This window comes from Mycobacterium mantenii, assembly GCF_001667865.1.
In the GTDB taxonomy this organism is placed as follows: Bacteria; Actinomycetota; Actinomycetes; order Mycobacteriales; family Mycobacteriaceae; genus Mycobacterium; species Mycobacterium mantenii_A.
Genome location: NZ_LZJP01000013.1, coordinates 134,006 through 146,040, shown reverse-complemented (window position 1 = coordinate 146,040; position 12,035 = coordinate 134,006). Strand labels below are relative to the sequence as shown.

Annotated in this window: 12 protein-coding genes and 1 tRNA gene; 5 read left to right on the top strand and 8 right to left on the bottom strand. The window is 68.0% G+C overall.

The genetic code is table 11. From position 1 onward, the window contains the following. Nucleotides 1-43 precede the first annotated feature (43 nt). Together A5688_RS02685 and A5688_RS02680 are read right to left on the bottom strand one after the other, a co-directional pair. The gene (locus A5688_RS02685; protein WP_067912324.1) at nucleotides 44-1,177 is read right to left on the bottom strand and encodes a M20/M25/M40 family metallo-hydrolase; all 1,134 of its coding nucleotides are present in this window, start codon (nucleotides 1,175-1,177) and stop codon (nucleotides 44-46) included. An 80-nt stretch (nucleotides 1,178-1,257) separates the two neighbouring features. Continuing rightward, entirely contained in the window at nucleotides 1,258-2,427 is a 1,170-nt protein-coding gene (locus tag A5688_RS02680) for an aromatic ring-hydroxylating oxygenase subunit alpha (RefSeq protein WP_067834239.1), read from the bottom strand. Nucleotides 2,428-2,519: 92 nt separating this feature from the next. On the opposite strand from A5688_RS02680, the gene A5688_RS02675 reads away from it, so the two are divergent. Further along, nucleotides 2,520-3,128 carry a TetR/AcrR family transcriptional regulator gene (locus tag A5688_RS02675; RefSeq protein WP_067912412.1) on the top strand — a complete coding sequence of 203 codons (609 nt, stop codon included), beginning with the start codon at nucleotides 2,520-2,522 and terminating at the stop codon, nucleotides 3,126-3,128. Nucleotides 3,129-3,139: 11 nt separating this feature from the next. Here the strand turns inward: A5688_RS02675 and A5688_RS02670 are convergent, their stop codons facing one another. Further along, nucleotides 3,140-3,493: an ArsR/SmtB family transcription factor gene (locus A5688_RS02670; RefSeq protein ID WP_067834241.1), complete on the bottom strand. Its 354-nt coding sequence runs from the start codon at nucleotides 3,491-3,493 to the stop codon at nucleotides 3,140-3,142. A 171-nt stretch (nucleotides 3,494-3,664) separates the two neighbouring features. Between A5688_RS02670 and A5688_RS02665 the strand changes: the two genes are divergently transcribed. From A5688_RS02665 to A5688_RS02655, 3 genes are read left to right on the top strand one after another with little or no spacing between them, the layout of a single operon-like run. Beyond that, the gene (locus tag A5688_RS02665; protein WP_242660332.1) at nucleotides 3,665-5,533 is read left to right on the top strand and encodes a heavy metal translocating P-type ATPase; all 1,869 of its coding nucleotides are present in this window, start codon (nucleotides 3,665-3,667) and stop codon (nucleotides 5,531-5,533) included. Nucleotides 5,534-5,575: 42 nt separating this feature from the next. Then, nucleotides 5,576-5,971: an ArsR/SmtB family transcription factor gene (locus A5688_RS02660; protein WP_067912320.1), complete on the top strand. Its 396-nt coding sequence runs from the start codon at nucleotides 5,576-5,578 to the stop codon at nucleotides 5,969-5,971. Further along, on the top strand, nucleotides 5,968-7,005 hold the full coding sequence (locus A5688_RS02655) for a cation diffusion facilitator family transporter (protein ID WP_067834246.1): 1,038 nt from the start codon (nucleotides 5,968-5,970) through the stop codon (nucleotides 7,003-7,005). The genes A5688_RS02660 and A5688_RS02655 overlap by 4 nt, the downstream gene beginning before the upstream one ends. Before the next feature lie 16 nt (nucleotides 7,006-7,021). Here A5688_RS02655 and A5688_RS02650 read toward each other — a convergent pair whose 3' ends face one another. Continuing rightward, nucleotides 7,022-7,633: a cation transporter gene (locus tag A5688_RS02650; RefSeq protein WP_067912406.1), complete on the bottom strand. Its 612-nt coding sequence runs from the start codon at nucleotides 7,631-7,633 to the stop codon at nucleotides 7,022-7,024. 146 nt (nucleotides 7,634-7,779) lie between these two features. On the opposite strand from A5688_RS02650, the gene A5688_RS02645 reads away from it, so the two are divergent. Beyond that, nucleotides 7,780-8,583: an alpha/beta hydrolase gene (locus A5688_RS02645; RefSeq protein WP_067912317.1), complete on the top strand. Its 804-nt coding sequence runs from the start codon at nucleotides 7,780-7,782 to the stop codon at nucleotides 8,581-8,583. Between the two features lie 23 nt (nucleotides 8,584-8,606). Here A5688_RS02645 and A5688_RS02640 read toward each other — a convergent pair. The 4 genes from A5688_RS02640 to glp all read right to left on the bottom strand — a co-directional run bounded on the left by A5688_RS02640 (nucleotide 8,607) and on the right by glp (nucleotide 11,974). Then, a tRNA-Ala gene (locus A5688_RS02640) sits at nucleotides 8,607-8,679 on the bottom strand. 50 nt (nucleotides 8,680-8,729) lie between these two features. Then, nucleotides 8,730-9,803, bottom strand: coding sequence for a divisome protein SepX/GlpR (sepX, locus tag A5688_RS02635; protein ID WP_067912314.1), 1,074 nt, complete (start codon nucleotides 9,801-9,803; stop codon nucleotides 8,730-8,732). 209 nt (nucleotides 9,804-10,012) lie between these two features. Beyond that, nucleotides 10,013-10,666, bottom strand: a complete 654-nt coding sequence (locus tag A5688_RS02630; protein WP_207546583.1) for a GNAT family N-acetyltransferase — start codon at nucleotides 10,664-10,666, stop codon at nucleotides 10,013-10,015. Between the two features lie 18 nt (nucleotides 10,667-10,684). Beyond that, nucleotides 10,685-11,974, bottom strand: a complete 1,290-nt coding sequence (gene glp, locus A5688_RS02625) for a molybdotransferase-like divisome protein Glp (RefSeq protein WP_067834255.1) — start codon at nucleotides 11,972-11,974, stop codon at nucleotides 10,685-10,687. Nucleotides 11,975-12,035: the final 61 nt, after the last annotated feature.

The following is a 12,035-nucleotide window of genomic DNA, read 5'->3' as shown; positions in this document are numbered from 1 at the left end:
CGGGTTTTCGCCGACTTCACCGCGCTTGGTTATGGGCCGGGATTCACGCGATTTTTTGACTCGGCTCCAGCACGAAATCGACCACGATCGTGGCCATGTCGTCGATGGCGCGGCGAGCGATCACCTCATAGCCGTGGGTGCTCAGGGTGGGCAGGCACAGCAGGCCGGCGCGCGCGGTCAGCCCGCCGGCCTTGGAGTGCGACGCGTCGGACTCGAACGCGCCCAGCGCGGCCGGCTGCGGCGACAACCCCCGGTCGGTGGCGATCTTGCGCAGGCGGTCGGCAACCTCCTTGTCGTACACGCACAACGCGTCGCTGTAACCGATGATCGGCCCGCCGGTGACGCTGGTGTCGTACTCGCGTTCGGTGGGGCCGACTTCCAGGGCGAGGGTGAGGTCGCCGGGCAGCGTGGCGCTGGCGTAGGTGCCCCCCACCCCGCCGATCTCCTCGTTGGTGGTGAACACGAGATACACGTCGTCGGCGGGCCGCTGTTGGCGCTCCCGCAGCAGGCGTGCGGCGTTCAGCAGGGCGGCCACCGCGGCACGGTCGTCCATGAAGTAGGCGCCGACGTAGTCGCCGATCTCAACGACCGTTCTCTTGCTGCCGTCGACACACACCCTGGTGCCGGCGTGCACTCCCGCAGCGGCCAGCTCGTCGGCGCTGCGGCCGGTGAAGACGTAGACGTGATGCCAGTCCAGCGAGCGGTCGCCCTGATCGGGTTTGGTCTCCCAGATCCGCGGGCTTTCCCGGGTGGTGTGCTCGGAGCCGAGAGTCAGTACGGCGGTGAGGGTTTCGTTGTCGCCGAGCACGGCGACCGGACCCAATCCGAAGTTTCCCGGGTACATCGTGCCCAGCTGCGTCAGATGCAGTGTGCCATCGGGTTCCACGCGCTTGACGATCATGGACAGTTCGTCCATGTGCGCCATCACCCGTGTCGCGGTACCGGGGATGGACTCGGTGCGGTGGCGGTGGTTGGGCGCCCCGGCATCACCGGCCGAAGGGTTGGCCGCGACATAGCCGATCAGGTTGCCGGCGTCGTCGGTCCACATGTCGTCGACGAGGGATTGCAGTTCGCGGGCGATGACCGCGCGTACCGCACCCTCCTGCCCGCACGGCCCGTAGGTCAACAGAAGTTCTTGCAGCAACTCGTCGCCTGCGTCGCTGTCGCGGTGCGCCATCGGATCCTCTCCATCTTGGGTTCAGAGGATCAATACCCGCGCCGGCTTACGGCTACCCACCTCGGAGCAACACCGCTGTTTCAGGCCAGCGCGACGCCCAGTTCCTGGGCGAACACCTTGATCATGTGCTGGACCGCGATTTCGTTGCGCCCGATGATCATGTGGTCGTGCTGGCCATGCCGGACGCCCTCGCCGCATTGGGGCAGCATGGCGAAGTCCTCGTCGCGCACGGCCGCATGCACGCCCTCGAAGACCGCGTCGTAGGCCGCTCGCATCTCGTCGGTGGTGGCGGGGACGCGGCCCATCCAGCTGTGCCGGACCGTGCAGCGGGTCGGCTCACCGGCGGGCAGCATGTCGATGATCTCCACGCCCACCGGGCTGTTGGCCAGGATGAGGTTCGGATAGACCCAATAGATCACCCCCATGTTGGCCACCGGGTCCAGCGAGGCCGTGGCGTCGGTGCCTGCGTTGGTAATCCAGGTGAACGGGAATCCGATCCGGTGATGCTTGCCGAATTCGTCGTAGACCATCGTGTTGGCCAGCGTGTTCTGCCCGATGAGGCTGTCGCCGTGCACGTACGGGAAGTGGTATCCCTCGGCGAACGCTTCCAGGGCGCCCTTCCATGAAACGGCGGACGTGAACTCGCGCTGCGTGTGATAGCCGTAGGACCCGTAGTTCCACAGCGCCAGTTCGGCGCCGAAGTCACCGAGATGCGCGTCGAGGTCGATCGTCGCGCCGGCGGTCAGCACCGCCCAGATGAAGCCGTGCCGCTCCACCGACGGCAGCTCCACCAGGCCGTAGTCCTTGGTGTCCATCGAGTCGAAGCCGGCCCTGCCCGGCACGGTGAACAGCTCGCCGGTGTTGCGATAGGTCCAGGCGTGATACGGGCACACGAAGCGCGAGGCGTTGCCCGAGCCGCACGCCGGCATGGCGCCGCGGTGCCGGCAGTAGTTGAGCAGGACGTGGCTGGCCCCGGATCGGTCGCGGGTGACCAGCAGCGAATCGCCCAGCACCGAGCGCACCACGTAGTCGTTCTGGTTCGGCACCTGCGCCGAGGGGAGGATGGCCAGCGGCACCCGGCGCAGAATCTGCGATTCCTCGATCTCGGTGATCTTGGGGTCGCGGTAATAGTGCAGCGGCACCCGCAGTTCCCGCTCGGCCAAATCCGTCGTCTTGTCCAGCGCATGGCGCAGGCCGCGGCGCGTCAGCGCCTCGTCGGTACCGCTCACCGGGCTGTTGATCGTCGTCACCCTCGTCTCCCTCGCCTCGATGCTCGCAGACCATACAATCACTATTGTTTGTATTGTCAAGGTTGGCGTCCGGCGTGTGCGACGATCACGCCATGCGCCGGCACGGCTGGTCGGGTGACATCCCGGCCGACGACGATGAGGCGATCGCGCGCATCCTGAACGCGGCGCGCGGCGCGATCGACGCGCGTGGGACCGTGAGCGTGTCCGAGGTCGCGTCGACGCTCGGCGTGACACGGCAGACGATTTACCGGTATTTCCCCACCCACGAGGCGCTGTTGGGTGCGACGGCCCTGTCCTCCGTCGACGGCTTCATGGATCGCCTTGCGGCGCACCTGGGTTCGATCACCGACCCCACCGAGGCGGTGGTCGAGGGCATCGCCTACACCTTCGAACAACTCGCGCATGACAAGTACCTGAGCCTGGTGTTCCAGCCCGGCAAGGCGAGCGCGTTCACCGCGGGGGTCACGTCGGACGTGGCCATTTCGTTCGGCCGGTCGATCTTGCAACGATTCGACGTCGACTGGGCCGCAGCGGGATTCGCCAAGGGCAGGCTCGACGAACTGGTCGAGATCATGCTGCGCACCCTGCAGTCATTGATCGTCGATCCGGGCCGTCCACCGCGCACCGGCGCGGAGCTGCGCAGGTTCCTCGAGGACTGGATCGCGCCGTCGGTGCGCGCCCACGCCGCCGTGCGGCACTGAGAGGTCTGCGGCTAGGCCGTCGTATCGGTGGCCCCGAGACGCAGGTGCTCGATGTGGTAGACGGCTTCGTCGAGCAACTGGGCGACGTGGTTGTCGTAGAGGCGGTAGACGATGTTGCGGCCGTTGCGGTCGCCGGCCACCAGGCCGAGGGCGCGCAAGAGCCGCAGCTGGTGCGATACCGCGGGCTGTTCCATCCCGACGGCGCTGGATAGGTCACCGACCGAGCACGGCGACTGCCGCAGCCGGGTGAGGATCATCAGGCGGTTCGGCGAAGCCAGGGCCTGCAGAGTCTCGGCGATCTTGCCCGCCGACGCCGGGTCGAGCATCGCCGGTGGCGTCACCCTGCCGTCGACTCCGTGTCCCATACCACCCATTGAAGCACGGGCGCATCCACGGGTAGGATATATGTAGACTTTTACATGTATACATGTGCAGACGACGTGAACCACGGGTCCGGAGCAGCCTAGATGACAATCGCCACCGCACAGGGGACACGCGCGCTCGTCGCCGCCACCAGACGGTCAACCATCCTGGGCATGTGGTCAGTCGCCTCCGTTCGGTGGGCGGCGGTCGCGCTGGCCTTGTTCCTCACCGGACTGACCGCCGACCTGTTTGGCGGCCCGCAGTGGTTGCGCTGGACGCTGTATCTGGCGTGCTACGTCACCGGCGGTTGGATGCCCGCGTGGGAAGGCTTGCGGGCGTTGCGATCTCGAACGCTCGACGTGGACCTGCTCATGGTGGTGGCCGCCATCGGCGCGGCGAGCATCGGCCAGATCGTCGACGGCGCTTTGCTGATCGTCATTTTCGCCACGTCCGGTGCATTGGAGGACGCGGCCACCAAGCGCACCGAGGACTCGGTCAAGGGGTTGCTCGACCTGGCACCCGGTCGCGCCGTGCGCGTCGGCGTTGACGGGGTCGAAGAATCGGTCAACGCCCAAGACCTCCGCGTCGGTGACGTGGTCAGCGTGCGCCCCGGTGAGCGCGTTTCGGCCGACGGTGTCGTCGTCGACGGCGCCTCGGACGTCGATCAATCGTCGGTGACCGGGGAGCCCATGCCGGTCGGCAAGGCAAGCGACGACGAGGTGTTTGCGGGCACGCTCAATGGTGCTGGGGCACTTCGCGTTCGCGTGACCAAGGACCCCTCCGACACCGTGGTTGCCCGCATCGTTGCCCTCGTCGCCGAGGCGTCGGCGACCAAGGCGAAGACGCAACTGTTCATCGAGAAGGTCGAGCAACGCTATTCCGTGGGCGTCGTCGTGGCCACGCTCACCCTGTTCGCGGTTCCCCTGCTCCTCGGGGCCGAACTCCGATCCACCTTGCTCCGGGCGATGACGTTCATGATCGTGGCCTCCCCGTGCGCGGTGGTGCTGGCCACCATGCCGCCACTGCTCTCGGCGATCGCCAACGCGGGACGCCACGGTGTCCTGGTCAAGTCGGCGGTCGCCATGGAACACCTTGCGGACACTACGCAGGTGATCATCGACAAGACCGGCACCCTGACGACGGGAACGCCGCAACTCACCAGCATTGCCGCGATCGACGACCGATACTCCGACGACGACGTCCTCCGAATCGCAGCCAGCGCAGAGCAATTCAGCGAACATCCCCTGGGACGCGCGGTCGTCGCCGCCGCGCGCCGGCACGGACTCGCCCGCACCGAAGTCACCGATTTTCAGGCGCTTCCGGGTCGCGGCGTGCGCGCCCGCCTCGCACATCAGACGATCGAGGTACTCAGCCCGCGAGCGTTTCACCACAACCCGTCGGCCGCGGACAGGCTGGAACTGCGGGGTACGACCGCCGTTCTGGTGATCGTCGACGGAACGGCGATCGGGGTTCTCGGACTCGACGACACCGTCCGCCCCGGCTCGGACGAGGCGATCCGCGCGATAACAACGATCACGTCCAACCCGCCGGCCCTGCTGACCGGAGACACCCGGCCGGCGGCGGAACATCTGGCCGCACAGGTCGGGATCACCGATGTCCGCGCCGACCTGCTGCCCGACGACAAGGTCGCCGCCGTCCGCCAACTCCAGGACGACGGTCATCGCGTGCTGTTCGTCGGCGACGGCATCAACGACGCACCCGCCATGGCCGCCGCGCACTCGTCAATCGCCATGGGCCGCAGCGGATCCGATCTCACGCTGGAGACCGCGGACGCCGTGACCGTCCGAGACGAACTCGCCACCATCCCCGCGGTCGTCGCGATCGCCCGTCGCGCCCGCCGCGTCGTGATCGCCAACCTCGTCATCGCGGCGACGTTCATCACCGGGCTCGTCGCCTGGGACCTGATCGGCCACCTGCCGCTACCCCTCGGCGTCGCGGGCCACGAAGGTTCCACGGTCGTCGTCGCGCTCAACGGGTTGCGACTCCTGAGCCGGCGCGCCTGGCGCGGCGCCGCCGGCTGAGCGACTGGCTCAGCGTTTTACTGCGTAAGCTACTATCTACGCATGAACGTAGGTAATGATTCGGCGCTCGCGGACGACCAGGTCGGCTTGATCGTCGAAATCTTCCGAATGTTGGCCGACGCCACCCGGATCCGGGTCTTGTATGCGCTGACCGAAGGTGAGTCGTCGGTCAACGAGCTCGCCGAAAAGGTGGACAAGCCCGCACCGTCGGTCTCCCAGCACCTGGCCAAGCTGCGAATGGCCCGGCTGGTGCGCACCCGGCGAGCCGGCACCACAATCTTCTACAGCCTGGAAAACGAACACGTCCGCCAGTTGGTGATCGACGCGGTGTTCAACGCCGAACACGCCGGGCCCGGTGTGCCCTCGCACCACCGGGGCGACCCCGGCGTACGCGGCATCGGGACTGGCCGGGGGCCGCGGAAGGCCAACGCGCGATGACCGATCACGACGCCGGGCACGGCCACGGCGGCCAAGGGCATTCTCACGACCACGACCATCACAAGGGGCTGCGCGGGGCGGTCAGCGACATTTTCGCGCCGCACTCGCATGACGCCGCCGACAGCCTCGACGGCGAGCTGGAATCCAGCGCGGCGGGCATTCGAGCGGTCAAGATCAGCCTGCTGGTGCTGGGCGTCACCGCGACAGCTCAGATCGTCATCGTGATCTTCTCCCGGTCAATCGCGTTGGCCGCGGACACAATTCACAACTTTTCCGACGCCCTGACCGCCGTGCCGCTTTGGATCGCATTCGCGCTCAGCACCAAGGCCGCCACCCGTCGCTATACCTACGGGTTCGGCCGCGTCGAAGACCTCGCGGGCCTGTTCGTCGTCGCGATGATCACGTCGTCGGCCATCATCGCCGGCTACGAAGCCGTCACACGGCTCATCCACCCGCGAACCATCGATCATGTCGGCTGGGTTGCTCTCGCCGGCCTGGCCGGGTTCATCGGGAACGAGTGGGTGGCGCTCTACCGGATCAGAGTGGGCAGACGCATCGGTTCGGCGGCGCTGACCGCCGACGGCTTGCACGCTCGCACCGACGGGTTCACCTCGCTGGCCGTGCTCGTCGGGGCGGCCGGTGTGGCACTGGGGTTTCCGCTGGCCGACCCGATCATCGGCCTGGTCATCACGTTGGCCATCCTGGCCGTCTTGCGCACGGCCCTGCGTGATGTGTTCCGCCGCCTGATCGATGGCGTCGACCCCCGACTGGTTGATACCGCCGAGGCCGTCTTGGCGGCCAGGCCCGGGGTGCTGTCGGTGCACAGTGTGCGGATGCGCTGGATCGGCCACCGGCTGCACGCCGACGCCGAACTCGACATCGACCCGTCGCTGAGCCTGGCCGACGCACACCGCATCGCCCACGACTCCGAACACGAACTGATGCACGCCGTACCGAAGCTCACCACCGCGATGATCCACGCCTATCCCGCCCACGAACAGAACGCCGCAGAGCAGCATCGCCACAGCGCTTAGGCCGATCGCGGGCCCGTCAGCGATCCTCGGGCGCGGAGTCGAAGAAGATCTCCTTGGCCTCGCGCACCGCGTAGAAAAGCAGCACGTAGCCGGCCAGGGGGTCGGCCCACCACCAGCCGATGAGGCTGTTCAGCAACAGACCGCCCAGCACGGCGGCGGCCAACAGGCCGTCGATGAGGGTCACCCGGCCTTCGGTGGCGAGCACCGGATTGCCGAGCGCGGCGCCGGTGCGGGCCTTGCCGGCCGCGAGCGCGAACATGACCGCGGCGGTGATCGCCGTCCAGGCGATGCCCAATGACGAGTGCTCGGGCCGATATTGAGCGACCAGTACGACCGTGGACTGCACCAGTAGGTAGAGCGCCAGCGCCGCGAAACCGGCGCCGATGAGACGCAACGCAAAGCGTTGGCGGGCCGCACCGGTCCCGGATAGTTCCCACACCACGACGAGTGAGGCGGCGATCTCGATCAGCGAGTCAAGGCCAAAACCGGCCAGTGCCACCGAGTTAGCCCGGATGGCCGCCACCGCGAGGATGCCGACGCCCACCACGTTCCAGGCCAGCGTCGCGTATTCGAGGGCGAATCCGCGCCGCAAGAGGGACCGGCGGGCAGCATCGTCGAGCTGGCTCATCGGAACCAGTGTCACACGCGATGGTGCCTCGGAGACGGTGGGCACTGCCGCAAGAAGCGCTTGAAATGTAAGAGCACGCGGGTCGACCCTCCCGCCAAATGCAGCAATCGCGACAATCCGTTGTCGGCAGGTGCCATCCTTTGGGCATGTCCGAGGCCCAGCATGTTGTTCTGATCCATGGCAACTGGTCCCGCGGAGAACAGCTGGCCGGTCTCCGCGCCGCCTTCAACGAGCGGGGCTTCACCGCGCACACTCCGACACTGCGCCATCACCAGCTGCCGATCCATGAGGGTGCCAGCAAGATCGCGTCCCTCAGCCTGCGGGACTACGTCGGCGACCTGTCGGCATTCGTCGGTGCGCTCGAAACGCCACCACTGTTGGTTGGCCACTCGATGGGCGGCCTGCTTGCGCAACTGGTCGCCGCGCGCACACGTCACATCGGGTTGATAGCGGCATGCCCGGCCCCGGCCGCCGGCATCGCGGGTTCGACACCTGCGAATAGGCGCATGTCGATGCCGTGGTTCTTACGGCCTCGCGCCTGGGCCAAGCCGGTGCCTCCGCCCACATACGAGCGATTCCGCCAATGGGTGGCCAACACCCAATCCGAGGACACCGCGCGCGAGATCTACGACGGCCTGGTCTGCGACTCGGGCCGCGCGCAATGCGAGATGCTCCTGTCGACACTCAAGATTTCCAAGACCACTCATGTAGACGCTGCCGCGGTGGACACGCCCGTACTGGTCATAGGCGGCGAGCGCGACTTGATCGTGCCCGCAGGGGTTTTGCACCAGACAGCGGCTCAATATCGGCGCGCCGACGTCATCCAGATACCGAACTCTGACCACATGGTCTTCTCTGGGACTTGCCTGCCCATCACCATGAGCTACATCGACGAGTGGCTTGCGAGGAATCAGCTTCATCCGAGACGCAGCACTACCTCGCCCGACTAGCGAAGTGACGTGCTCAAACGTTGTGGAGCTAAGGGGAATCGAACCCCTGACCTACTCGATGCGAACGAGTCGCGCTACCAACTGCGCCATAGCCCCTGGTCGCTAGCAGGCTACCAGCCGCGGCCCCAACCGCCGAACCGCGAGCCCTATTCGCCGACGGCGCGCGGCAGGTCCCTGGGCCAACCGAAGGTCCGCATCGCCATCGCGTAGTCCAGGTGCTCGAAGACGGGGTCCTCGTCGTCGATCTCCAGGACCACCGCGCCGGGGCGCCGCAGCCGTGCCGGGACCACGTCGTAGTCGCGGTCGTAGGCGTTCTCGACGCCCAGCCGCGCCCGCGCCATCCGCTTCATCCGGCGGTGGCGCACCTTCTCCTCGATGCGCGTCTGGCGCCGCAGGTAGCCCAGGTACAGCAGGGTGATCGCGGTGGCGGTGCCACACACCCACCAGGCGGTCGGCGAGATCTTGAACGCCGCGGTGGCCGAGCCGACCAGGACGAGCGCCATCACCATCAGCACCTTCTTCCGGAAGGCGTACTTGCGGGCGCTGACCGCGGCGGCGGTCTTGTTGTCGAACCGGCGCCGCCGCGAGGCGTTGCGCGGCATCGGCGCCGGTGCCTCCTCGTCGCCCTCGTCGCCCTCGTCGCCCTCGGCCGCGGGCTCCAGCCCCGACGAGTCCTCGACGTACTCGTAGCTGTCCTCGTCCTCGTCGCCGCGCTTGGCGACGGCCTCGGTGTCGGCCTCGTCGTCATCGCCGGGCTCGATGTCGGTGGTCTCCGGCTCGATTTCAGCATCGCTGGCGCCCACCGGAAGTACGTGGGAATCCTCGACCACATCGACGTCGAGGTAGTCGGGCTCGCCTGCTTCGGCGACTGCCATCTTCATCACGACGGGGCGGCGGCGGCTCAGCTCGTCGGTGTCGGCGTCGTCGTCCACCTCGTGGTCGCGGTCTTCATCCTCGGAAAGGTCGCGCTCCTCGTCGAGGTCGGTGTCGGCCGAATCTTCCTCCGGCGGTGTCCAGTTCGGGTCGCTGCGGTGTCCGGCGGCCGGACCGTTGCGCTTGATCAGCCGGGAATTGCCCCCGCCGTTGAGCACCCGGGTCGCCAAGGCGACGTCGCTGGTGCGCCGCACCGCGTCGCGCTTGCTGACGAGCATCGGCACCAAGACGAACAGCCATAGCACCACGAGCGATATCCACAACAATGACTGCGGGATGCTTGGCATGATGACCTGCTCTCTTCGTGTCCATCCCCCGCGAAGCCCATCGGTGGCCCACGCGGCCGGGTCGTACTGACCAGGACAATTACACACCTGTAATTTGGCTCTCACAAGCACCATGAGTCACTCGTGTCGCGGTAGTCCCAAATGGGCAACAATATGGACTTCCCCGTGAGCCTCCGAAGAAACGCCGGGACCCGACGACGAAGGGGCGGTCACACCCAGCTGGCGTTACCGGCGCGGACCAGCGTCGATGCCACCGATCCGCTGACCTCTTCGACGGTGATGGCCATCAGCAGGTGATCCCGCCACGCCTTGTCGACCTCGAGGTAGCGCTGCAACAGGCCCTCCTGCCGGAACCCCACCTTCGCCAGGACGGCGCGGCTCGCGGCGTTTTCCGGGCGCACGGTGGCCTCCACCCGATGCAGCATGACCGGGCCGAAGCAGTGATCCAAGCCCAGCGCCAGCGCCGCGGTGGCCACACCCCCACCGGTGGCCGACCGCGGCACCCAATAGCCGATCCACGCCGACCGCAATGCCCCGTGGGTGACATTGCCGATGGTCAACTGGCCGCAGAACCGCCCGTCGAGTTCGATGACGTAGGGCAGCATCCGCCCCTGCCGCGCCTCGGCGCGCAGACCGGAACACAACGCCGGCCAGGCGGCCACCGCGTGGCGGGCCGTCCAGTCGCCCTCGGAGCTGGGCTCCCACGGTTCCAGATGCGCACGATCGGCAAGACGGATCCGGCTCCACTGCGCGCCGTCGCGCAGCCGCACCGCCCGCAACCGGACCACACCGGCCGGCACCCGCAGCGGCCCGACGCTCATGGGCCAGCCTGGATGACGGGAAGTGGAACGCAACAGGTTCACAGCGTGCGGTCGTTTCGCTCAGCCGCGCTGGGCCAGGAAGGCGACGTCGACGATTTCGCCGGTGCGGATCTGCTCCGCGCCGCTGGGCACCACGACCAGACAGTTGGCTTCGGCGAGGGTGGCCAGCAGGTGCGACGACGCGCCGGGGGCGCCACCGAGCGCCTGCACCAGATACTCCCCGCTTTCCTGGTCGCGCATCAGCTGGCCGCGCAGGAAGCCCTTGCGTCCGGCCACCGATGTGATGGGCGACAGCGTGCGCGCCTGCACGATGCGGCGCATCGGCTGACGCTTGCCCAGCGACAACCGGATCAGCGGGCGGACCATCACCTCGAAAACCACCAGCGCGCTCACCGGGTTGGCCGGCAACAGGAACGTCGGGACGCCCTCGCGGCCCAGCTGCCCGAAACCCTGGATGGATCCCGGATGCATCGCGACCCGGACCACCTCTATCTCCCCGAGCTCGGCAAGCACCTGCCGCACCGCCTCGGCCGCCGCACCCCCGACCGCCCCGGCGATGACGATCACCTCGGCGCGATTGATCTGGCCTTCCACGATCTCGCGGAGCTCCCGGGGCCCGCCGCCGACGATCCCGACGCGGTTGACCTCCGCACCGGCATCCCGGGCCGCGGCCGCCAATGCATAGGAGTTGACGTCGTAGACCTGGCCGTTGCCCGGGGTGCGCGAGATATCGACCAGCTCGCCGCCCAGCGCCATGATCGTCACCCGCGGGCGCGGATGGACCAGCACGCGTTCGCGCCCGACCGCGGCCAGCAGGCCGACCTGAGCCGCTCCGATCACCGTTCCGGAGCGCACCGCCACGTCACCGGGCTGCACGTCATCGCCGGCGCGGCGCACGTAGGCGCCCGACGGCGCACCCCGCAGGATCCGCACGCGCTGCGTCCCGCCGTCCGTCCACCGCAGCGGCAGGACCGCATCGGCCAGCGTGGGCAGCGGGGCTCCGGTTTGCACGCGCACGGCCTGGCGCGGCTGCAACCGGCTGGGGGTGCGCGACCCGGCCTCGACCATCCCCATCACCGGCAGCACCAGGCCTTCACGCCCGTCGCCCTCGCCCGACTCGTCGAACGGCGCGGGCAGACTGTCGCTGCCCACCTCGCCGACGCCGAGGACGTCGACGCTGCGCACCGCGTAGCCATCTATCGCGGCCTGATCGAACCCGGGCATCGGGCGTTCGGTCACCACTTCCTCGGCGCACAGCAATCCCTGCGCCTCGGCGATCGCCACACGTATCGGCCGCGGGGCCACCGCGGCCGCCGTGATCCGGGCCTGCTGCTCTTCCACCGAACGCACAGCGCGCCTCTCTGCCCTCGAACCCGGCGGGCGCCGCCGTAGGCGACCCGCAATGCGCAGG

What these genes read in the sequence shown, in the direction of transcription:
- A5688_RS02650 (WP_067912406.1), bottom strand. Translation starts at nt 7,633, where the DNA reads ATGAGCCAGCTCGACGATGCTGCCCGCCGGTCCCTCTTGCGGCGCGGA.
- A5688_RS02645 (WP_067912317.1), top strand. Translation starts at nt 7,780, where the DNA reads ATGTCCGAGGCCCAGCATGTTGTTCTGATCCATGGCAACTGGTCCCGC.
- sepX (WP_067912314.1), bottom strand. Translation starts at nt 9,803, where the DNA reads ATGCCAAGCATCCCGCAGTCATTGTTGTGGATATCGCTCGTGGTGCTA.
- A5688_RS02670 (WP_067834241.1), bottom strand. Translation starts at nt 3,493, where the DNA reads ATGGGACACGGAGTCGACGGCAGGGTGACGCCACCGGCGATGCTCGAC.
- A5688_RS02675 (WP_067912412.1), top strand. Translation starts at nt 2,520, where the DNA reads ATGCGCCGGCACGGCTGGTCGGGTGACATCCCGGCCGACGACGATGAG.
- A5688_RS02655 (WP_067834246.1), top strand. Translation starts at nt 5,968, where the DNA reads ATGACCGATCACGACGCCGGGCACGGCCACGGCGGCCAAGGGCATTCT.
- A5688_RS02665 (WP_242660332.1), top strand. Translation starts at nt 3,665, where the DNA reads ATGTGGTCAGTCGCCTCCGTTCGGTGGGCGGCGGTCGCGCTGGCCTTG.
- A5688_RS02685 (WP_067912324.1), bottom strand. Translation starts at nt 1,177, where the DNA reads ATGGCGCACCGCGACAGCGACGCAGGCGACGAGTTGCTGCAAGAACTT.
- A5688_RS02660 (WP_067912320.1), top strand. Translation starts at nt 5,576, where the DNA reads ATGAACGTAGGTAATGATTCGGCGCTCGCGGACGACCAGGTCGGCTTG.